Origin of the sequence: Arthrobacter stackebrandtii (genome assembly GCF_017876675.1) — a bacterium.
Taxonomy (GTDB): Bacteria; Actinomycetota; Actinomycetes; order Actinomycetales; family Micrococcaceae; genus Specibacter; species Specibacter stackebrandtii.
Genome location: NZ_JAGIOI010000001.1, coordinates 994,967 through 1,015,904, shown reverse-complemented (window position 1 = coordinate 1,015,904; position 20,938 = coordinate 994,967). Strand labels below are relative to the sequence as shown.

At 54.8% G+C, this 20,938-nt stretch carries 11 protein-coding genes; 3 read left to right on the top strand and 8 right to left on the bottom strand.

Going from position 1 to position 20,938, the window contains the following annotated elements; translation table 11 throughout:
• Positions 1 to 8: 8 nt before the first annotated feature.
• Genes JOF48_RS04190 through JOF48_RS04180 form a run of 3 tightly spaced genes read right to left on the bottom strand, consistent with a single transcriptional unit; the run spans position 9 to position 1,317 of the window.
• Positions 9 to 245: a glutaredoxin domain-containing protein gene (locus JOF48_RS04190; protein ID WP_209677583.1), complete on the bottom strand. Its 237-nt coding sequence runs from the start codon at positions 243 to 245 to the stop codon at positions 9 to 11.
• Positions 246 to 295: 50 nt separating this feature from the next.
• The gene (locus tag JOF48_RS04185; RefSeq protein WP_209677581.1) at positions 296 to 772 is read right to left on the bottom strand and encodes a DUF4192 family protein; all 477 of its coding nucleotides are present in this window, start codon (positions 770 to 772) and stop codon (positions 296 to 298) included.
• Positions 769 to 1,317, bottom strand: a complete 549-nt coding sequence (locus JOF48_RS04180) for a DUF4192 family protein (protein WP_209677579.1) — start codon at positions 1,315 to 1,317, stop codon at positions 769 to 771. Before JOF48_RS04180 ends, JOF48_RS04185 begins: the two co-directional genes overlap by 4 nt.
• Before the next feature lie 683 nt (positions 1,318 to 2,000).
• On the opposite strand from JOF48_RS04180, the gene JOF48_RS04175 reads away from it, so the two are divergent.
• The gene (locus tag JOF48_RS04175; RefSeq protein WP_209677577.1) at positions 2,001 to 2,969 is read left to right on the top strand and encodes a hypothetical protein; all 969 of its coding nucleotides are present in this window, start codon (positions 2,001 to 2,003) and stop codon (positions 2,967 to 2,969) included.
• A gap of 981 nt (positions 2,970 to 3,950) precedes the next feature.
• Here JOF48_RS04175 and JOF48_RS04170 read toward each other — a convergent pair.
• From JOF48_RS04170 to JOF48_RS04150, 5 genes are all read right to left on the bottom strand, one after another.
• Positions 3,951 to 4,352, bottom strand: coding sequence for a hypothetical protein (locus tag JOF48_RS04170; protein WP_209677576.1), 402 nt, complete (start codon positions 4,350 to 4,352; stop codon positions 3,951 to 3,953).
• A gap of 67 nt (positions 4,353 to 4,419) precedes the next feature.
• Positions 4,420 to 7,488 carry a type I restriction endonuclease subunit R gene (locus JOF48_RS04165; RefSeq protein ID WP_209677575.1) on the bottom strand — a complete coding sequence of 1,023 codons (3,069 nt, stop codon included), beginning with the start codon at positions 7,486 to 7,488 and terminating at the stop codon, positions 4,420 to 4,422.
• Positions 7,489 to 7,843: 355 nt separating this feature from the next.
• On the bottom strand, positions 7,844 to 9,943 hold the full coding sequence (locus tag JOF48_RS04160; protein ID WP_209677574.1) for a GmrSD restriction endonuclease domain-containing protein: 2,100 nt from the start codon (positions 9,941 to 9,943) through the stop codon (positions 7,844 to 7,846).
• 1 nt (position 9,944) lies between these two features.
• Complete coding sequence (locus JOF48_RS19850) at positions 9,945 to 11,303, bottom strand: restriction endonuclease subunit S (protein ID WP_209677573.1); 1,359 nt, start codon at positions 11,301 to 11,303, stop codon at positions 9,945 to 9,947.
• Entirely contained in the window at positions 11,300 to 13,273 is a 1,974-nt protein-coding gene (locus JOF48_RS04150) for a type I restriction-modification system subunit M (RefSeq protein ID WP_209677572.1), read from the bottom strand. Before JOF48_RS04150 ends, JOF48_RS19850 begins: the two co-directional genes overlap by 4 nt.
• Positions 13,274 to 14,431: 1,158 nt before the next feature.
• On the opposite strand from JOF48_RS04150, the gene JOF48_RS04145 reads away from it, so the two are divergent.
• The gene (locus JOF48_RS04145) at positions 14,432 to 15,931 is read left to right on the top strand and encodes a P-loop ATPase, Sll1717 family (protein WP_209677570.1); all 1,500 of its coding nucleotides are present in this window, start codon (positions 14,432 to 14,434) and stop codon (positions 15,929 to 15,931) included.
• 1,646 nt (positions 15,932 to 17,577) lie between these two features.
• On the top strand, positions 17,578 to 20,556 hold the full coding sequence (locus JOF48_RS04140; RefSeq protein ID WP_209677568.1) for an NACHT domain-containing protein: 2,979 nt from the start codon (positions 17,578 to 17,580) through the stop codon (positions 20,554 to 20,556).
• Positions 20,557 to 20,938: the final 382 nt, after the last annotated feature.

The window sequence follows — 20,938 nt, the reverse complement described above, 5'->3', positions numbered from 1 at the left end:
GAGGGTGATTATTGGATCGCGAGCTTGAGCCGCTCGATCTCGGTGGGGTTGAAACCTGACCAGTGGTGGTGGTCGTTCACGACGACGACTGGGGCCTGGGAATACCCGAGGTCCTGGACATATTCCAGGGCGGCGGCGTTGGTGGTCAGGTCGACAACGTCGTAGGAGATGCCGGCATGGTCCAGGGACAGGCACGTGAACTTGCATTGCTGGCAGCCTGGCTTGCTGTACACCATGACGTTCATTGCCCTCACCTCACTCTCTGATTCTTCCGGCGTTGAATCGTGTGGAATGGCTAATGGTGGTTCCGGTACGCGGTGGTCTTGTGTTGTGCCCAACTAGACACGACGCCGGCGCCGAGCAGCTGGTTCAGCAATCGGGCCAGGTGGTAGTCGGGGTCGAACGTCAGGGCGACGTGCATGTAATTCGCGGCAGCCGTTCCCCTGCCCTTCCACCAGCAGATGTGCCCGAGCATCGTCAACGGCGCGGCAGCGTGGGCTGGGGACGCGATCGTGAGCAGCTGACGCAGCAACTTCTCGGAGCTGTCGATCCGGTCCCACTGCTGTGCTGCCTCCGTCGCGCCGAATAGTGTGGCTGCCATGGGTTCATTGAGGCCGGGCATGTCGGCCAGGATCTGGTCCCTGAGCCCAATGTGCTGCAGCCCGGCAAGGACCTCGGCCAACTGCTCATGGGTTGGTTCACCATCGTGGTCAATGAGGTCCACCCACAACCAGTAGGCCTCGTCGAGGCACTTGCCCGGGTCGGCAGTCATGTTCTGAAGGGCTGCTTCGACGGCCTCGTGGTCGACGGCGGTGAACAGTTCGGGGATGGCGGGAGGGTCGTTCTGTTCGATGAGGCAGCCCGGTAGACCAGCTCGGCGTTCAGGAGGCAGGATTCAAGGGCCGCCAGCGGGGTCTCCTGGTCACACGAGGCTGGGTTGGCGCCGCCGTAGGTGGCGAAGGATTCGGGGCCGACGATCCACACGTCGTGGACGAGCAGCCCGGCGGCCAGGAGGCGTCGCTGGAGTCCCTGGACCATGGCGGCGAAGGGCTTTGGGTGTTCTGGGCCCCATGGCTGGTGGGTGAACAGGGCGATGAGGACGGCCGTGGCGTCGCGGTCGATGCCGACGGCGTGGGCGACGCGTTCGACGTAGCTCTGGCCGACGTCTGCTGTGCTGGGCAGGTTGACGCGGAGGGTGGGGCCCAGTTTCTTGCCGTCGAGGGCGACGCAGACGAGGCTGTCCTTGGGCCAGTAGCCGAGGCTGTGGCCCATGTAGCTGATGGCGTCGGCCGGGCTGCTGATTCTGATCGGTTCCATTGTCGTGCTCTTCCTGTGTGCACAGTGGCTGGTTGTTCACAGCCGCCTGCTCTGTTGGTGCCTTCTGGTAAGAGGAATCACCGCTGGGTGTTAGGGGCCGGAGGGCAACTTGGGGTACCGGGCACGGGGCAAAAATTGTTTCGAGGAAATAAGCGACGCAGGAGCGCCGAGGAAGAATTTTTGGAGGAGTGGCCGGCGCGTAGCGCCCTGGTTGCGTGGAGGGCCCGCCCAGCGATGATGGGGTACCAGAAGGCACAACGCGGTTCGGCATGAGTTCATGCAGGTCCATCGACTGGCGGGGTCGCTTATGCTGACCGGTGGTGTGTGACTGCGCTCAGTCCATGGATGAAGACTCTTGTTCATGCTCGTTCATCGTGTCGGGTGCTCTAGTACGACATCGTTGAGCGCCTGGATTCAAATGGATTGGCAGATAGTGGACAAAAGTCGAGTGGAGATTGCTGCTGGCCACCTGAAGCTGCCTTTTGCGGCCAGCCGATTCTTAAGCTCGATGAATTTCAAGAATTCACTAGACACCTCAATTTGGGTGCGGGGCTTTATGACGTCGGATAGTAAATGGTGGACGGAATTCGACCTGGCACCGGGCTTCCGGCACCTGGCCCGATGACAGAACACTGGATTCGGCATTCCGTTGAACTGTCGGTCGTCGACGGTAGGGTTGCCCCATGACCCTTACATCCCACCTTAGTGATAAGCAGTCGGCTGTTCGGCAGTTCATCCAAGCATGTGCCCCGGAGCTCGCGCTTGCCGGAACCGCTGGGCGCGATGGAAAGGCGATGGCTGAGTTTTTCGGTTTCGATGAACTTACGGCACGTGAAGCTCGGCTTTCGATTCCTGAGGCAGTTGAGGATCGAAAGAGCCATGCCATCGTTGCAGGAATCGCCCTTGACTACCGCCTGCGTATGGACCTACCGGGGTTCGATTTCGCAAATACGGCCGGTCAGAAAGGGCTGGATATTCTCGCCAAGGACATGACGGTCGTCCCTCGGGGGAAGCATATCCACAAAGTACTCGAGATGGCCCTGGGTTTTGCCTATAACACCCTCAAGGAGAAGAACCCCCATCGTATGAGTGTTGCCAGAGCCTCCGTCGCTCTCGCGTGGTGCGAGAGCATCATGCGAGTCGGCCCTGAACTGGCGTTGTCGGGCAATCTTGGACGGCAGATCAGACGAGCAAAAGATGCCGTCGATCTCATGATGGGCATCGATGAGTCGCTGCTCTTCGACATTGAACTCATGCGTGACGGTGCAACACCGCTCATTGATCAGTGGAATCAAGAGATCGCGGCAGGCGAACGTTATGTGCCGAATCCCCGATTCCTGGGAAGTGCAGCGGTGGGAGGGGCCGACGCAGATTGGACCATCGGGGACCTTCTCGTGGATCTCAAGACAACGGAGAAGGTCACCAATCCTTGGCTCCGGGAGACCTTGTTCCAGCTCTTGGGCTACACCCTGCTTGACGTTGATGATTCGTTGGGCATTCGTAGGGTCGGCATTCTGCTGCCCCGGCAACCGTTCTTTGCAGTCTGGAGTGTGGACGAGCTCCTGAACCGAGACGCAGCCGACGCTCTCCCCGAGCTCCGAGATGAGTTTGCCGATCTTCTCTCCGATATGCTGACACGCCAGCTTGTCTAGCCTCTTATGGTGTCAGAATAGGCGGATCTACAGTTACGAACTCAGGATGCCCGGTGGGTCAGCTCAGTGGACAAACGGCGCTAAAGTTTACGTAAAAGTTGGGGGATGGTCAGGGGTGCCTTGAACGACGATTTGCATGTAGATGAGTTTGCTCGTGTGTTGCAGTTATTGGAGCCACACTTGCCAATATCTGATGCCTATGAGCGTGATTGTCCGCAACTTCAGGGAGCGTGGTGGACGAGTCAGCGGGAGCATATGGTTACTTGGTTTCAAGGCCAGAACAGCCAAGGAAGTGGTGCGTTCACTCGTCAAGTCCCGAACGTCAGTGCTCGCACCACGTACAACCGACTGCTTTGTCCGGCCGCGTACGTCTGGATGGCTGAGGCTCTCGGCGAAGACCTCGACGTGGTCCAAATCGCTGCCGACGCAGCCCGGGCTGAAAGTAACCCACGAAAACGTTCTGGACTATTGCGCAGGCACCTGCCGTGGACACGGATAATCGAATTGGTCCGTGCATTGTGAGTGGCTTGCAGTTCTGGCGCCCACTGAATCCGTCATCACTCGAGTGACTACGGTCGTATTCAGTTCACACGGATTTCATTTGGCTCCGGCAGCCAGCTAACTTTGCAGCTCTTCATTAACCGGCGAGCTCAGCATCTCCAGAAGCACCCTCATTTTGTCCTTGCTACCCCACGCCTGCAGACGTCGTCAGCTCCGACGGGCCTGCGAAAGCGGCTTCGGGCACCCTCGCTGCCATGAAAATCGCTCAGCGCCGCAAGTGCTGTGCCTGGCGACAACTAGTCGGGCCTGAAAGTAGTTTGCCGCTGCCGAGATGCTGGCAGAATCTCGATCCCTAACTTTCCCTCGTCCCCGATGAGACGTCCGTCCAACCGGGCTTCTTGCCCGCTGAGAGGGACTCCCGGAGTGTCCCGTTCGTCTTCGCGTGTGTCTATTTACCAAATCGCAAACTTTGTAAAGGCTTTACCCACCTCGCGGGTAAGACGGAATGGGTACCGTCTTGGTTTCAGTACGGCCAGGACCGAAGTGTTGCCGTCGTTCGTGGCTGCTCACGGTGTGCCCAGCCGGCGACTTTCTCTTCGACGCCTCGCTCGTGACGTTGCCACTTTCGTGGACTATCTCTGATAGTCCGTCAATGAATAGATCCTTGGCGGCTTCTCTGGCTTCTGGAGACTTTGCGGCAAAGAACGAGATCCCGCCTATGGTGACAAGACCGCCAATGGCAAGTGCAGGTTTGAAATATCGGTGCCCTTTGATCCGTTGCCAACGGGTAGTCGACCCTTCTTCAGCTTGTTCGCTATGGTCGTTCTCAGAATTCAAATTCTTGTCCCTTTCAGAGGGTTTTGGCAGTTCATGATCAGTCATCTCGTTAGGACCTTCCTTGACGGAAAATAATAGTTTCAGTAGCGAGGAACCCCAGTAACAATGGCGTTCAGCTTTGGAGCTCTTCATAAACCAGTGAGCTCAACATCTCCAGCAGTGCCTTCATTTTGTCCTTGCTACCCAACGCTTGCAGGCTCAGGCTGGTGTGGCTGTCCAGAGCGTCGGACACGGCGGTGGTGACGGCGTGGGCCAAGTCGGGGCTGCTGCGGAAGTGTTGGTGGGAGTTGTTGCGGGCTTGAGACTGCAAGGTGGTGTTCTTCGCGAGCTCGCGCTTCACACCGTCTACGAAGTGAGCCACAGCATCAAGCTTTTCGCCTTCAAAAGGCAGGTTGGCCTGTTGGATGATGTCGGCCCAGGTGACCATGACCGGGTCCTTAGCCGTACCCGTCCCCACATCCGTGAGGGGCTTGAGTGGTTCTCCGTCGCCTGAGAGCTCAAGGGTGGTGGTGCCTTTGTCCTTAAGCGCGTACTTCGCCAGCACGACCTCGGAGAGGTCCAGCTGCACCCTGGCATCGTTTACGCGGAGGACGGGAAGGAGGTGTTTGAAATAGATGGAGCGCTTTTCCAGATCCGTCTCGGCGTAGTCGTAGAGTTGTGAGAGGAAGTCGTACGCTCGGATGAATGAGCCCAAATCCTTGCGGAACTGGTCCAGGCTGTCCCGACTGGTGGTGTCGCCGTTGGCGACGGTGGCGTTGTATTGGGTGTTGAACCGGGACTTGGCCGGTGCTACCCAACCGGAGAGAGCGTTGTTGCCGGACTCGGTGAGGTAGGCCTTGACCAGTCCTTCCACCTCGGAGTCCGTGTAAATTTGGGCGGCATCGAGTTTTGCCTGCAGATCGTGTACGACGTTGGGGTCCGAGATGGACTCGATGGTCGCTTGCCGGAAGTAAGGTTCGAACGATGCCAGGATGTCGGCTGGTTCGTTGACAAAGTCCAGCACGAACGTTTGGTCCTTGCCGATGGCGGTCCGGTTTAGGCGGGACAGGGTCTGGACGGCGGAGACGCCGGAGAGTTTCTTATCGACATACATGGCCACCAGAAGTGGCTGGTCGAACCCGGTCTGGAACTTATTGGCCACCAGCATGATGCGGTAGTCCGTGGAAGCGAATGCTTCAGGCAAGGATCGGCCCTTGAGTCCATCATTCATATTGTGCTCGGTGAAAGGCTCTGGGCCAGAGTCGGTGTCGACGACCTCGCCGGAAAATGCGACTAGAGCCCCCATCCCGGTGTAGCCGGCGTCGGCAATGCACTTGTCAATGGCCAACTTGTACCGCACTGCCTCTTTGCGCGACCCGGTGACCACCATGGCCTTCGCCTTGCCATCGAGGCGCCAGGCGACGTTGTCGCGGAAGTGTTCCACTATGAGAGCTACCTTTTGGGCAATATTGTGCTCGTGGAGTTTCACCCACTTCATGAGTGTCTTGAGTGCCTCGGACTTCTCCACCTTCGGATCTTCGGAGTCGTATTCGCGACCTTGGTGCGCCAGCTTGTACGCCACCTTGTAGGAGGTGTAATTCTGGAGCACGTCCAGGATAAAGTGCTCCTCGATGGCTTGTTGCATGGAGTACAGGTGAAAGGGCTGCGGCAGCCCGTCTGGACCCTTGCGGCCGAACAGTTCCAGCGTCTTTTCTTTGGGTGTGGCTGTGAACGCGAAGTAACTAATGTTCTTCGCATCCGCACGTTCCGCCATCTCGGCGGCGAGAAACGCCTCGACGTCGATCTCGCCGCCATCGTTGACGTCCGCCAGTTCTTCGGCGGAGAGCACCTGCTTGAGCTTGTTTGCCGTCGCGCCTGCCTGGGATGAGTGCGCCTCGTCGGCGATGATGGCGAAGCTCCGCCCGCCCAACGCCTTCGACTCAGCGATGGCCTTCAGAGCAAATGGGAAAGTTTGTATGGTGACGATAATGATCGGTGTTCTGGCCACCAGGGCGGTGGTCAGCTCTGCTGACTTGGATCCGGCGTTTCCGCGAATGGGCACCACGACGCCGGACTTGTGCTCGATCTGATAGATCGCGTCCTGAAGCTGGGTATCCAAGACGGTGCGGTCCGTGACAACAATGACCGAGTCGAAAACCTTCGCATCTTTGGCGTTGTGAAGGGTGCTGAGCTGGTGGGCTGTCCAGGCGATCGAGTTCGTTTTGCCCGAGCCGGCGGAGTGCTGGACCAGGTATTTGTGCCCAGGGCCTTCCACACGGGCCGTATCCACGAGCTTGGTGACGACGTCCAGCTGGTGGTACCGCGGGAATAGCAGTGACTTGCGGACGTCACGCTCTCCGGTGACAGGGTTGGTGGTGTCGCTGACTTGGAGGTGCAGGAATTTGCCCAGGATGCCCAGCCATGTGTCGCGCTGGAGCACCTGCTCCCACAGGTAGCTGGTGCGCGAGCCATGAGGATTGACGGGGTTGCCCTTGTGCCCGTCGTCGCCCAGGTTGAACGGAAGGAAGAAAGTGTCCTTGCCCTTGAGATGGGTGGTCATCTGGATTTCGTCATTGCTGACGGCAAAGTGCACCAGTGCCCGCCGGCCGAAGGCTAGCAGAGGCTCTTCCTTGTTGGTCTTGGCATCCCGTGGGAGCCGGTTGTGCTTGTACTGTTCGACGGCGTCGGTGACGTTTTGCGTGAAATCCGTCTTCAGCTCGATGGTTGCCACCGGCAGGCCGTTGACGAACAAGACCAGGTCAATGCTGTTTTGGTTCGACGTCGAGTAGTGCACCTGGCGCATAACCCTTAGGCGGACCTTGCCGTAACGCTGAAGAGTGACGGGGTTCAGGCCCATGGCTGGCTTGAACTGGCACATGTCAAACTTCGCTGAAACGTCTTTGAATCCGGTGCGGAGTACGGAGAGCATGCCGGCTTCCCTCGTGGCTGGCTTGTCCAGCACCTTGCACAGGCGCGTCAGCAGAAGCAGCTTCGCGGCCTCCTGCTCAGCCGGAGAGTCCGAAGGCTTGATGGCTTTTGCCAACTGTTCCGGTTGGGTGTCCTCCAGCCAGCCAAAAACGTCCTCTCGGAAGAGGGCTCGTTCCCTGTCGTACCCGTGATCGTTCGGCGAGTACCGCCATCCGTCGTTCTGCAGTGCCTGGCAGATCTCGTCCTCAAACGCTGATTCGTTGTGCTGTGCCATGGTGAGTTCCCCTACTCGGTTCCAAGAATATCCTGCAGTGTTCCCCCATTGGCATCCCGCCACAACTTTAATGGTTCGCGCACATGACCCCCGTTCATCAAGTCCACCGCCAGTGATGGAGTAGCAAAAAGATGGTTCTGGGCGAGCACGAGACGATTGAACTCAATTTTCGCAGTGCCATCCAACAGAAGTCGGCTTCGGCGATGAATGATGGTTTCGGGCGCTCCCGGCCTCGGGTCCTTACGCGCCGACGAACCGGCCATGACGAGCATCCCCTCACTGACTAGATGGCCCTCTAGTTCGCAGCTCCGGTGACGGAAGTAGTAGGTCGTCCCATGCCGAGCAAGTACTGTGTTCATCGCGAAGCTCTGTTCATCAAATCCTGAATTGAGACCTGATCATCGTTGTCGCTGTCCAGCTGCCAGAAATCGGCCCCGGGAACATTGTCCGCCCCAGCATGATGCGCGGCGGCATCAAGAGTTGAAAACTCGTGGCCGTCGATGACGACTACTCCGTCGTCAGTCACTTCGGCTCGCATTCGAATGGAGTCGTCTTCGGGGCACAGAAATTCACCCGCAGACAAGACACCTGCTTCGATCAGGTCACCTATATTAGTTTCCGGGCGTGTGGCCGCATGCGCGATTATGTTGATGGGAGAAGCCACTGATTGTCCAGCTCTGAGCCGCTCATAGCCGGCACGGGTAACCTGGGCCATCAAAATGCGCCGCTCTTGCAGGAATTCGTCAAATCCCATCGATTGCCAGTCCTCGGGCAGGGCATGCCAGAACATCTGTTGGCGTAGCCTGTCGCCTTCTAATCCACGCTCAGCCACCAGAGCTGGCCAGTACTCGGCGGGTTCACGATCGGATATCCAGATGTTCGTGCTCCAGTCTGTTGGAGCGAAGTTGGCAACCTGGTTGATCTTCTTGAGGTCCTTGACCCCCACCACGTTTTCCAGGTACTTGCGAGGGTTGAGGTGATGTCCCTCGGTGCCCTTCGGTGCTGGGAGCGATGGGTCCATCCACTGCTGAACTTTGTTGTCTAACATAAACATGTCTGCATCTAGGATATTGAGTGCTGCGAGGTAGGTCTGGTAGGCAGGTGAAAGCGCCGCCGACGAAGTGATCAGAGATTCTGGCATACGTAGCGACCAGAAATCGTCCGACAGCTCCGCGGCAATCACAGTCTCTAGTGCTGAAACGAAGTCCGCAGCCAAGTTTCCATCGATGGCCGTCAAACGATCTAAATCCTTCTGAAGCTGCGTTTCTGCGCTACCGGTGTAGCGTCCGGACAGTTGAGACATGAAAATCCAACGGGCCATTAGGCTTCGCAGGACAGTGAGGTCCACACCGAAACGGGTGCGCCCCATAATCCACAGCGCGTAACTGGACAGGATATTCATATCCGAGGTAACCATTTTTCTAGATTTGAAGCCCGCAACGGCCAAGCATCGAATGAATTCTGTCCAATGCAGCTCTTTCAAGACCACAGGGAGTGCGGCCCGCAGCTTTGCGAGTTCGGCATCCTGGCGCTCTGCGACAACAAACCCTGTGCTGCGATCTTTGGCTTGAAGCGAATTGTATGCGTCGCCCAGTTTCGCGCGATTCTGTCCAACAGCTACCAGAACACGGACGAGCTGGCCGGGGTCTACTGCGAGGAAGTTATTGATCGGTGTCCACTTGACGCTATATCCTGCGATTTCGCTAGCTCGTTGGGTCGTCAGGCGGGAGTTTCTGGCGAAGTCTTCCAATTTTTCCCGGCCCTCCGGCCAGAAGACGCTGAGCCACGTCAGGATGAAGTCAGATGCTTTCAAGCTCACGCCCTCCGAATTGATCCGAACGAAAATGTCGGCAACGACCTTTTTATCCGCCTCGGGCTGGATTTCGACGACCGTAAACTCATAGTTGCGAAGGCCCTCCAGATGCCCGAGGCGTTCTTCAATCAACTCTTCTTCGTCCTCACCAAGCTCACCGCGAGCCTCCTCATAACGCTTCTTGTAGGATTTCCTCACCTTGAAAGGGTTTGCGAAGAAGTCGGACACATTGCTGATCCAGTCTGCCGACTTTTCGATTGCCGTGTTAGTTACTTCAAACTTTTCGGTGAGTGGATTGAAGGCTACAGACATAGTCTTGTTGTTGTAGTCAGCATCCCTGACCGAAGCACCTTTAAACACGGCATACAGGCTCGTCAGTCGCTGCTGTCCATCAATGATCTGATGTGAGCCGATTCGACCAGTGGCCCCGGAGATGGTGCGGGATGAGTCCTCCTGAGACACGTTCCAGAACATCAGCTCGCCAACTGGATAACCCCTATACATTGAGTCGAGCAGATCACGGATCTTTGACTTCGGCCATACAAAGGGCCGCTGTAGATCGGGCAACTGGACAACACCGGACTCGACAGAGTCAACGAGTCCCTGAACCTTCCATCCGACGGGTTTGAAAACCGTGCTCATGCTACAACTCCTTGGATAAGACGTTGATTTTTCCGGTGACAGCAGCCGAAATGAGTGCTGATCGGCGCTCCTGAAGAATACTGATCACGTTGCTGGCCTTGGACGACAGCTGTGCGAATGATTTCAACCGTTGGTCCAGAAAATCGCCAATAGCAGTCTGTGTGGCATAATCCGGAAATGGGACCTGGATGACGGCCAATTTTTCGGCAGTCAGATGAGGCATCGAGACACCCGTGCAATATGCGTGGATGAAGCCCGACTGACGGGCAGTCAGCAAAAGATAGGTGAGAAATCGTCCGTCGACGTCTTGATTGGGACGGATCCGGTTGATTGAGTTCTGGTACCCAAAACCCGCCAAGTCGTTGTCTACGAAAGCAGCCCTGCCGAATCCGCCAATACCACCTTCCACGACCACGACATCGCCCGCCAAAACGTCCAACGAGGAAAGCTCGCGTTTGGTGAACCACATTTCCTTGACGTCGTCGATCGTAAGCACGCCGCCGGGCTGGACGTTGGCTGCACGTAAATACGGTGCTTGAACGTCACCGGTTGCCTTCGGCATAGGCTGAATCATTTTTCCGAGGTTGATTTCTCCGACCGCCTTCAGCGGTCGAATCGGCCACTCGGCATTCACATCGCCAAGCCAAGGGATTCTCGACGGTTTGGTGGGCGACTCGGGGTCGAGACCTTTGGTGACTGCCTGAGTGATGACTGCCTGGCGTTTCTCGGCCAGGAGCTCGATGAGGCGTTCCTGTTTGCCGATGAGGTCGTCGATCTGAGCCGTTTCGCGGTCAAGAAAATCAGCGATCTGAGCTTGCGTTTTGGGAGGCGGGAATGGCGCAACTTCATTGAAATAGCTCGCCTGATCCAAATTTTGAATTCCGGACGTTTGTTTGATTGAACGCTGTGTAAGCCGGACCGAATAGGTTGTCGCATGCACATAAGTCCAAAATCGGGAGTCCATTCCCGGAAGCAGCTGCATCTTGGCTACGAAGTTGGAGCATACCGCGACATCGTCGTAGTCGAAGCGAACCACGAAACCTACGGGGTTGTTCTCCCCGCCCCCCGACTTTTCTAGGAGTAGATCACCGCGGCTAAGCCTACGTGGCACCAATTCGTCAGATGTGATCGACCGCATTGTCCGTGTGGCGGACCCCACCGTGTGAGACTTGCGATCAAAATCCGCCACGCGCACACACCAAACTGAGGGAGAGCCGTCCTGAGGATCTTGGCCCCAAATGCCGTTGCGTGCAGATTGCACCGACATCTTGATACGGTGTGCGTCCCATTCAATTGGAATCTGGCCAAGCCATTCCACACCGGAGTCTTTGTATTCGGTGTATGGCTCGAACTTCGTCACTTCTCTACCTCGGCCAGGAGATTCGTGATTTCGGCTATGAGGGTGTTGAGTTCGGTGTCTATCTCTTCCAAGGAACGTGGTGCGACGTACTTGTAGAAGTGGCGCGTGAAGGGGATTTCATAGCCGATTTTGGTTTTGGTTTCATCGATCCAGGCGTCGGGGACGTGGGGGAGCACTTCGCGGGCAAAGTATTCCTGGATGTCTTCGTTGAGTGGCACGTTTTCGGTATCGCGCAAGTCCGCATCCGCCTCGGGTGTTTTGCCCTTCGTGCAGACATCGGAGGTGTCGTCGCGCTCCGACAAGCCAGCCAGCACCGCCTTGAGAATGGGTGCCGCCAAGATGATCTTGTCAGCGACGAGTGCAGCCTTGAGGATTTTGGTGAACTGGTCGCGGTTCTTGTAGACCACGTCCTTCTTCTGGCCTACTGTTTCGGTGCGGAGGCAGGCTTCAAGTCGAAGTCGAGTGCCGGCGTCGAGCTTTCCCAATGCCTTAGCGCTGAGAACAGCGTCGACGCGTTCGGGTGTGAATGCGAAGTTGAGCTTTAGTGGGCGTTCCACGGTGATGGCGCGGTAGCCGAAGTCTGTGGTGTTGAAGATCTTCGAGGTGTCGTCGTCACTGGTGAAGCTTCCGTAGAGGCTGACGATGGTGGCGATGTCGTCGAGACCGAGTTCCTTGCGTTTGGAGCCGAGGCTCGTGCGCATTTTTTGGAAGAAGTCCACGCCATTGATGAGCTGGACCTTGCCCACCCGATCGGGCTGTTTCCGCCTCTTGTTGTTGGACAGGACCCAGACATAGGTGGCGATGCCGGTGTTGTAGAACATATCCGTGGGCAGAGCGATGATGGCCTCGACGAAGTCGTTCTCCAGCAGATACTTGCGGATTTCCGACTCGCCGGAGCCGGCGCCCCCGGTGAACAGGGGCGAACCGTTCAGAACGATGCCGATGCGCGAGCCGCCGTCGTGGGCTGGGCGCATTTTCTTGATCAGGTGGAGCAGGAAGAGTAGGGAGCCGTCGCTGACGCGGGGGAGGCCGGGGCCGAAGCGACCGTCGAAGCCGTGGAGTTCGTGTTCCTTCAGGATCTGTGGCTGGATTTTCTTCCACTCGACGCCGAAGGGTGGGTTGGACAGCATGAAGTCGAATTGTTTGCCGGCTGCCTGGTCGTTGGCCAGTGTGTCTCCGACGTAGATGTTGGAGATGTCCTGGCCCTTAATGAGCAGATCGGATTTGCAGATGGCGTAGGACTCGTCGTTGATTTCTTGGCCGTAGGCAACAAGGGTGGCGCTGGGGTTGTACTCACGCAGGTGTTCCTGGGCGACGGTGAGCATGCCGCCGGTGCCAGCGGTGGGGTCGTAGATGCTGCGGACAATTCCGTCCTTAGTCAGCACGTCATCTTCGGTGTCAATGAGGAGGCGGACCATGAGCTGGATGACCTCGCGCGGCGTGAAGTGCTCACCGGCAGTTTCGTTCGAGGATTCAGCAAAGCGGCGGATGAGTTCCTCGAACATGAGGCCCATCTCAATGTTGGTGATGGTGTCTGGGTGGAGATCGATCCCGGCGAAGTCCTTGACCACGTGATAAAGCAGATCCGCGTGGTCCAGCTTCTCTAGAGTCTTCTCAAACTCGAAACGCTCGAAGATGTCCCGGGTATTCTCAGAGAACGCTTGGACGAAGCTGAGCACGTTGCTCTTGATGTTCGCCGGGTCGTCCAGCAGTTTGTCAAAGCTGAACTTTGAGGTGTTAAAGAAGTTGTGGCCGGACGCCTTCTCCAGGAAGGTATCCAGGGGGATGCCCAGGTGCTGTTTCTTTGCCTGTTCATCGAGCACGGCCTGCTTGGTGTCGTCGAGGACGCAGTCCAGCCTGCGAAGGATGGTGAAGGGCAGAATGATCGACCCGTACTGTGCCGGCTTGTAGGTTCCCCGCAGAATATTCGCGATGCTCCACACCAAATTGGCGTTGTTGTTACCTGCCACTACTCCCCATTCCCGCCCGTGTTCATGGGGCCATACGTTAAAGGTTCTTTGGCTTGCATCATATGCGACGAGATGGCGTCAACCGGGTCTTGCTGTTCCCGTCGCGAACTAGCGCCTTGGGACAATCCTTGACTTGGATGCGTTTGACTTGGTCGGCGGGGAACAATTCGAAGGGGTAGGCCGGTCGTATTCCTACCAGTTGGCTTGTCTGCCGGGTCGGGCATAGGCGAAGTTGGCGCCATGAAACGTGCTGACTAGCGTAACGGAATTGACGCGCTATGGGGACACCTCCGGAAGATGTTCGGCTGACTGGCGTCTGGGTTGAATCATGGGATTTGGGCTGATTCAGTGCAGGTCTCGCTGCCTATTATTGGGGACAGTAGAACCTCTCCGAAGTGTTGGTCCCCTGAAGGTGGTCCGGTGTGATCGAATGCCGTTCAGATGGACCATGTACCGCTGTGATTTGGTTCGATGTCCGATGGGTATATGACTCTGGAGGCGAGGGAAATTTGCTGGGTGTGCAGCGCGCCGACTGGCGACTCTTACTGCCAAAGCGCCAGTAATGGACGATGAAAAATATGGGGCTTTCAGTGAAAAACGTGACTATAAATCGAACCTATTTCCGTCCCGCAACTAGCCAAAAACGTGACCAAGTTTTCGTTCAAAAACGTGAGTAAAACGTGACTTGGGCCGTTTTTGGCCTGAAACGCCTCTGACCCGCGGAATGAAACCGCAGGTCAGAGCCACATTTGGGTGCCCCGGGCGGGAATTGAACCCACGACCAAGAGAAACTCAGGAACCTCATGTCAACAGTCTTCGATACACGCCAAAAACCGCCGGGTTCCGGGGTAGTGCGGGACGACAGTGCCCCTTTGGTATGCCATGGATTGGCGTGTGTTGTCGTTCAAAAACGTGAGCAAAAACGTGACGAGGCCCTGCAGCACAGTGCCGGAGACGCCGTTTGATGGCCGTTTGCAGGTTCCTCGACATGGTAGGCGGCATGTCACCGATTTTTGAGAGCGGGCCGTCGCATTTCAACGAACTGCGTTGTTCAGGGCGCTGTATAAGTGCAGATGGCCTCACCCTCGGCCCAGTTCCGGAACATAACAGTTGTGTGGTGCTATCGTCACATGCGAGAAAGCAAACGAACGAGGAGCCATGGATCAGACGCCATTCACGAAGCTGTACTTCGGAAAGAGTGATCCCAACCATGAGTTGAGGTCAAACCCCGAGGACTTCATCAAGAGCTACGTGGACGTGAACGGCGCAATTGATCGAGTAGTCAGCGGGGAAGTCAACCTTATTCTGGGACCGAAGGGCACAGGAAAATCGGCGCTAGGCCTGTACATCGAGAAGACCAGCATGAAGGGCCGCTACTTCGCGCGCATGAAAAACGCGTCTCATCTCCCTTTGGCCGAGATTCCTCAATTGAAGACGGGTGAGCCACAGGGTGCCGTCCGCACGAGAAATGCTTGGCGCTTCATTCTCCTCAGTAATTATCTGGACGTCGCGCTGAGCGATCCTGAAACCAAAATTTCTCAGATCCGTGACATTAGGCGCGTGATTAAGGGCCTTCGCGACTTCGGTTTTATGGCCGCCGACTCAGGCCACAGTCTACTAAAGGCGCATGGCGCGAAGTTCACCTTTCCAACCAGCCAGGTAGGATCCTTGTTCAAAGAGGAAGGCGGACGGGAGCTCGGGATTTACACCCTACTTCCGTATCTTGAACGCTGGGCGAAATCGCTGACCTCGCCAAATCGGCATATCCTACTTTTGGATGGATTAGATTCCATTTTCCTCAACGATGCAGCCTATGACGAGTCGCTGTCTGGTCTAGCGCAAGCTGCCTATGAAATCAACATCGAATTGATGGAAGCTAGGGCCACTGGATCGGTGGTGTTGTTGATCCGAAATGACATCTTTTCGCGTATCTCTTTGGTATTGCCAGACGCCCATAAAATGCGTGACTTCGCATTTGATCTGGATTGGCGCGTCCTGTCTGGTGCGGCCGGGGTATCGTCGCCTCTGATCCAGCTAATCAACCGCAAATCCGGTCAGGAGCGGGGCGATGGACCAATAGACGTGCTGTCATATTTCCCTGAAAAGATTTCTCCTGTTGGGGGTCGTGGAGGTGTTCGACAACGCAATCCCTCGAGATTGCAATACCTTCTCAATCTAACGCGGCATACACCCCGTGACATCCTCCAGCTCATGGAACACATCCGCTTAGCCTCTATGCATTTGGATCCTACTCCGGTCAAGCCACTGCCCATCGAGACTATCCGAGAGGGAGTCTTGCAGTACTCGACTAAGTACTTTGTCGATGCGCTCCACGGTGAGTTTGCTGGCTACGAAGGTGGCCGCGAAGAGGCAGAGGCTGCCCTGCAGGCTCTGAAATGGATGGAGGATTCGCGGTTCACAAGAGGTGATTACCGACGTTCATTGCAGAAGCATTTCCCAGGACTGGAGACAAAGGCGGATGAATTCCTTCGCCTGCTCTTTTTTGCGGGAGCTCTCGGAAATCTCTTCGACAACGGAGGAGAGAGATATTTAGTCTTCTATCACCGGCGAAATGACGTAGATCTTAATGTTCAGGGAACATTGGTACTTCACAACGCGCTTACCCACGCGTGGTCCAAGAAGTTCGGTCTCTCTTAAGGTGAGTGCTGCATGACTGACAAGCTTATGGAGATGGTTCAAGAATTCAGGTATTGGCGGTCATCAATACCAACAGGCCTATTGTTGGCTTTCCTAGGTGCACTCATAATACTGACTCGCTGGCCTATATTTGCGCAACCGCAGAAGTGGATCGCGCCCGCCTTTTGGCCTCTTCTGAGCTCGATCAGTATACCCGGGTGGCTGCTACTTGCGCTGGTGCTCTCGGCGCTCTTGGGGTCATGGTGGTGTGGATTTACGTCTGGATTTGCCGTCTTATGGGCGCGCCGCGTCGTTTTATGGGCGCCGCTACACGTGAACACAGAAGATTGGCATGTCGTGCGACGTCTTTGGACGTCGCTGTACGTGCCGCAAGCCACCGTGCGCCGCCTGAAGTCGGAGATGGCGGAGGTGGCAGACTACTCGGACCTAGAGAGTGTGGATAGACCCGCTGCATACAAAATCTTTATCCGTGAGGCCGTGGGGCCTTATCCATCTAGCTATGCCGACGGTCCGACTGACAGTGAGCTGGTAAAATTATGGACCGACCTTCGGCTGTCATGCGGTCTCATCCTCCCACTTACGATCGCCATATATGCCTTTCCGGCCATCGTGGAGCCTGGCATTTCTGGTTTGGATGTCTGGGCTACTGTCGGTTCAATCGTCGCCTTCTGCGTGTTATTGGTCGAGTCTCATATCCGGATCCGGCGTGTGATCGAACTGTCAATCACAACCCACCTCGACGCGACCTCGCTTGGATTATGCGCCCGAGCTGCTCATGGATCGGGGCGCACTGCGCGGGAGACGACAATTGCTAACGGCCGAACTCTCTAGCGCGATTGAATGCAATTTCAGAAGACTCATCGGCCAGGACATGCTCTTCTGGTTCGCGTACGTGGAGATAATCGAGGCCATCCAGAAATTGCGTTTAAGCTGTGGACTTTCCCAGAGATTTTGTCGCCGCCCTGCGGGTGTCCCCTCGGGTAACGAGCCGACTTGTTTCTCACGATAGCTCTGCTCGAATTCTTCAGGAGCCCGGTTGACTAAGGGCATTGAAGGGGGGTTTGTGCCAGGGCCCTGCGTACGGCGATCTGAGGGCCAATATTTGGTTGCGACGGTTTCAAGCCACCCGGGTATGAAAAAACCGCGGATTTCCGCCGATTTACCGTCCGCAGATTGAAAATCGTGACGTCAAATGGAGTCGGATTAGGCCCCGAAAATGTCAAAAACGTGACCAACTTTTCGTTCAATAACGTGATTTGGCCCCTCGACGCGCTCGGCTGAAACAGTAAAATTGCAGGTCAGAGGCCCTTTTGTGCCCCGGACTAGAATCGAACCAGCGACCACGTGAATCTGAGGCAATTTTCTGCGTTGCGACTTCCTCGAAATTGTCGCCACATGACGTCATCCGTTCGCAGTCCCAATTTGCTTGACATCACGCCCCCGGCTTCCTGGATGAGGATTTGCAAAAGTGGGTCCCTGTGATCCCGGGCCCCATATCGACAATCCGATCAACCACGCTACCCATGCTACCGAATCCACGCTTGATGTGAGGGAGAGTTTGTCAAAAGGAACTGTTAGAATCCTCGAGGATGGGACCACGATCTGTACCCTATCTAATATCGACATACCTATTACGATGGACGGTCATGGCAATAGATTTTGGGCTAGTTTCGGTACTTCTTGAATGTGTGATCCAGGCATCAGCCATGGCTGGTGAACATTCGCGCAGAAAAAAGCAGCGAGCAAGCGATACCCTGACAATGGCAGTTCAACAACTCGACGCCGAGGCAGTGGCTGCTTCGGTTTCATCCGTCCGCCTTGCAACGTTCATGCGCGGTGGGATTACGGCCACTGACGTCGAGCACGCGCTAAATAGTCAGGCGTTCCGGGGAATGATTAAGCAAATGTTCCTTGCCATAGTTACCGATCATAGCCATGATCTCCTTGATTCAACAAAATTGTCCATGAGAATAATCCTTGAAAGTGAGTTGTCTTCTAAGTCCAGCGAAGACGACTGCGAATTCTTTTGCAACAATGTTATCTCATCCTTAGAGGAGGCGTCAGTCTCCATCCTTGAACAGATTCGAACCAAAAACCCAGGATCACTGGTGAGTCTCCAACAGGGCGCTCTTCTTAAAAGACTAACGGCGGTTTTAGAAAACGTAGATAAAAATCTTACCGCAATATCAGAAACCATGACGCCCGGCACAGTCGAGAGCCGACAACGATGGATTTCAACGTACAGAACTTTGTGTTCGCGAGTTCATGGTTTCATTCAGCCGCCAGATTTTGATAATAATCAAAAATTTCCAATGGCAGAACTCTATGTGCTGCCAAATGTCTCTGTTGGTGGACCGCAAAACTATAATGATGGATCGAATCTCGATTTTGATAGCTTTCGAACCACGATAGATCGAACCATTCTTCTGGGAGATCCTGGCGGCGGAAAGTCAACTTTTTCTAACTATATAGCTATGCATTGGGCCGGGAGCGATGAAGGGATTATTCCCTTTCATGTAACCCTTCGAGAATATGCACAGGTTTCTAACGAATTCAATATAGTTCAATATATCGAACAGCAATTAAGTAGCAAATATCAATTCCCGGCTCCACAAGGGCTAGTCGAAGCTTTGCTTATGACCGGTGAGGCCGCCGTAATTTTTGACGGACTAGATGAATTGATTGATACAACTAAGCGCAGATTGGTGAGCCAAACTGTCGAGATATTTGGTTTGCTCTATCCACTTGCCAGAATTTTGGTAACTTCACGGAGGATTGGATATAATCAGTCAAAATTGGATGCCGAGATTTTCTCAGTGCGTGTGATTTCGTCTTTCGAGGAACGCGATGTAAGAAATTACGTTCATAAATGGTTCGCTTGCCAGAATGACTATGGTGATGGCGAAGTAGGAAAGCTCACTGAATCTTTCATGACGCAAAGCCAGTCGGTGCCGGACTTGCGTTCGAACCCTTTGATGTTGTCGCTCATGTGCATTATATTCAGAGGCGAGAACTTTATTCCAAGAAATCGGCCGGCCGTATATGAAAAATGCGCCAACCTTCTCTTCGAAAAATGGGATGGTCATCGTGACATTGTGGTACCGCTTGAGGCGCGGGCTCACGTCGACGCCGCACTCAAACACGTAGCTTTCTGGATGCTTGACACGCAAGACGTTGAAACGGGCGTTGACTACGATAAACTGGTTCAGGAAATGGCCTCCTATCTTCGGGGGAGGGCTTTCGACACAGCTGACGATTCTATACGGGCTGCAACTGAGTTTGTGGACTTTTGTAAGGGCCGCGCGTGGGTATTTTCTGACGCAGGGACGACCGCCGACGGTGATCCTTTGTTTACATTCACCCATCGCACATTTATGGAGTACTTTGCTGCATTCCACCTTACGCGAGTTCATGATACGCCAGAGAAGCTTGCGAAAACCCTTCTTCCTAAAGTTGCAAAGGAAGAGTGGGATGTGGTTGCTCAATTGGCTGTGCAGATTGAAGACAAAAGCGTCGATCGCGGGTCTGAGCGCGTACTAACGGCAATGTTGGACGAGCGGCGCAAGCGGTCGTTATTCGGTCGAACAAGTGTTGTCGCATTTATTGCACGATGCGCCTATTTTTCGACAATTTCACCGGCTTTTTTACGCAAGCTCTCCCGCACTTGTGTTCAGTTCGCCTTTGATGGAATGGATAAACCTAGATCGATGGAATTCCATTACTCGACCAGACCTTGGTTGGAACTCATGTCTTCGGGCGTTGAGGCGCATCGGGAGACTATCGCTGAAGTACATAGTGTTGAAATCAAATTGGCCATTGCTGAACGTGGTAGCTCACAGTGGATTTCGGCGTGCCGCATGATCTTTTTTGGGCAGAGCCTAGCCTGGCCGGGGAGCGTTTACCAGCATGATCAGGGCTGGTCGACATGGATGCCGCTATTTCGAGCAATCGCAACTGAGGTTGCGGACGATCTGCGGCACTTCTTTGAGTTGGATTTCTCCTATCGGTCTGATGTGATGATTTCTGGAATCATGTCACCGAAGGAAATTGTTGAACATTGCTTGCAGAGTGGCATGGCTTTCAGTGATGTGTTTTTCGATTTTGGTGACTTATCATATCTCCATGTGAAAAGTACATCGCTGGCCAGCTTGATGATGTTTATTGGTCATACAGATCATCGTGATGGTTTTGAAGATTCCGTGGCATTTTCTGAAGAGTTGTCTGAGATTTTCTTGAATGAGTTTTGGAAAACGATCGAATCGGGTAATCATTGGACGCATTCTCGTGGGGTATACACGGGATTCTATACTGGAAATTCCATTGATCTATCAAATTCACAGAGTGTTATAGAGACAACATTTTTGATTGGACTATCTAGATCAGAAGTGGTCCCTCGCGTTTCAAATGCTGAACGGAGCTTTGAAGGTGCCAATGGACTATTTGAACGCCTTCGCGATGCTCGTTCCACTGCGACATCATTCGATATTTTGGAGTTGGAGAAGTATTCTTTGTCCGAACGGCTGAAGGAATTTGCTGGGCTTTGGCTTCAAAATAAGGTTTCCGTATTTGAGCTGACGGAATCAAATAGATCGCAAAACGGGCAATCTGAAGTTGAATATATTTAGCATTGAACGTAGTATACCTCTCTGCCGTTGGTTCGCATGGAATAGTATTTTGGGGACTCTCCGCGGTTCGTGAGAAAATCTGTTTTGATGACATTAAATATTTGATGACATTAAATAGAGGTGGCTCGTAGCCGTGTTGTGATTTATGTTCTTGGAGCGTTCATCACGACACGGCTACGAGTCATGAATGAGCCTACTGTGGGGCTCTTCAGAGTCCAGAGTGTAGTTTTGGGCTGAAGCAGTCGGATTCCATCGGTCTTGCCTTGTAGAGTGGGTCGCTGGCACGCTCGCGTTGTCTGCGCGTTGACTGCTGGATCCGCCGGCGGTACTTGTTGTCCCGGCGGATGACGTGGAAGGGATCCATCCCGTGAACAGCGTCCGG

What these genes read in the sequence shown, in the direction of transcription:
- JOF48_RS04140 (WP_209677568.1), top strand. Translation starts at nt 17,578, where the DNA reads ATGGCAATAGATTTTGGGCTAGTTTCGGTACTTCTTGAATGTGTGATC.
- JOF48_RS04190 (WP_209677583.1), bottom strand. Translation starts at nt 245, where the DNA reads ATGAACGTCATGGTGTACAGCAAGCCAGGCTGCCAGCAATGCAAGTTC.
- JOF48_RS04180 (WP_209677579.1), bottom strand. Translation starts at nt 1,317, where the DNA reads ATGGAACCGATCAGAATCAGCAGCCCGGCCGACGCCATCAGCTACATG.
- JOF48_RS04160 (WP_209677574.1), bottom strand. Translation starts at nt 9,943, where the DNA reads ATGAGCACGGTTTTCAAACCCGTCGGATGGAAGGTTCAGGGACTCGTT.
- JOF48_RS04170 (WP_209677576.1), bottom strand. Translation starts at nt 4,352, where the DNA reads ATGACTGATCATGAACTGCCAAAACCCTCTGAAAGGGACAAGAATTTG.
- JOF48_RS04185 (WP_209677581.1), bottom strand. Translation starts at nt 772, where the DNA reads ATGACTGCCGACCCGGGCAAGTGCCTCGACGAGGCCTACTGGTTGTGG.
- JOF48_RS04145 (WP_209677570.1), top strand. Translation starts at nt 14,432, where the DNA reads ATGGATCAGACGCCATTCACGAAGCTGTACTTCGGAAAGAGTGATCCC.
- JOF48_RS04165 (WP_209677575.1), bottom strand. Translation starts at nt 7,488, where the DNA reads ATGGCACAGCACAACGAATCAGCGTTTGAGGACGAGATCTGCCAGGCA.
- JOF48_RS04175 (WP_209677577.1), top strand. Translation starts at nt 2,001, where the DNA reads ATGACCCTTACATCCCACCTTAGTGATAAGCAGTCGGCTGTTCGGCAG.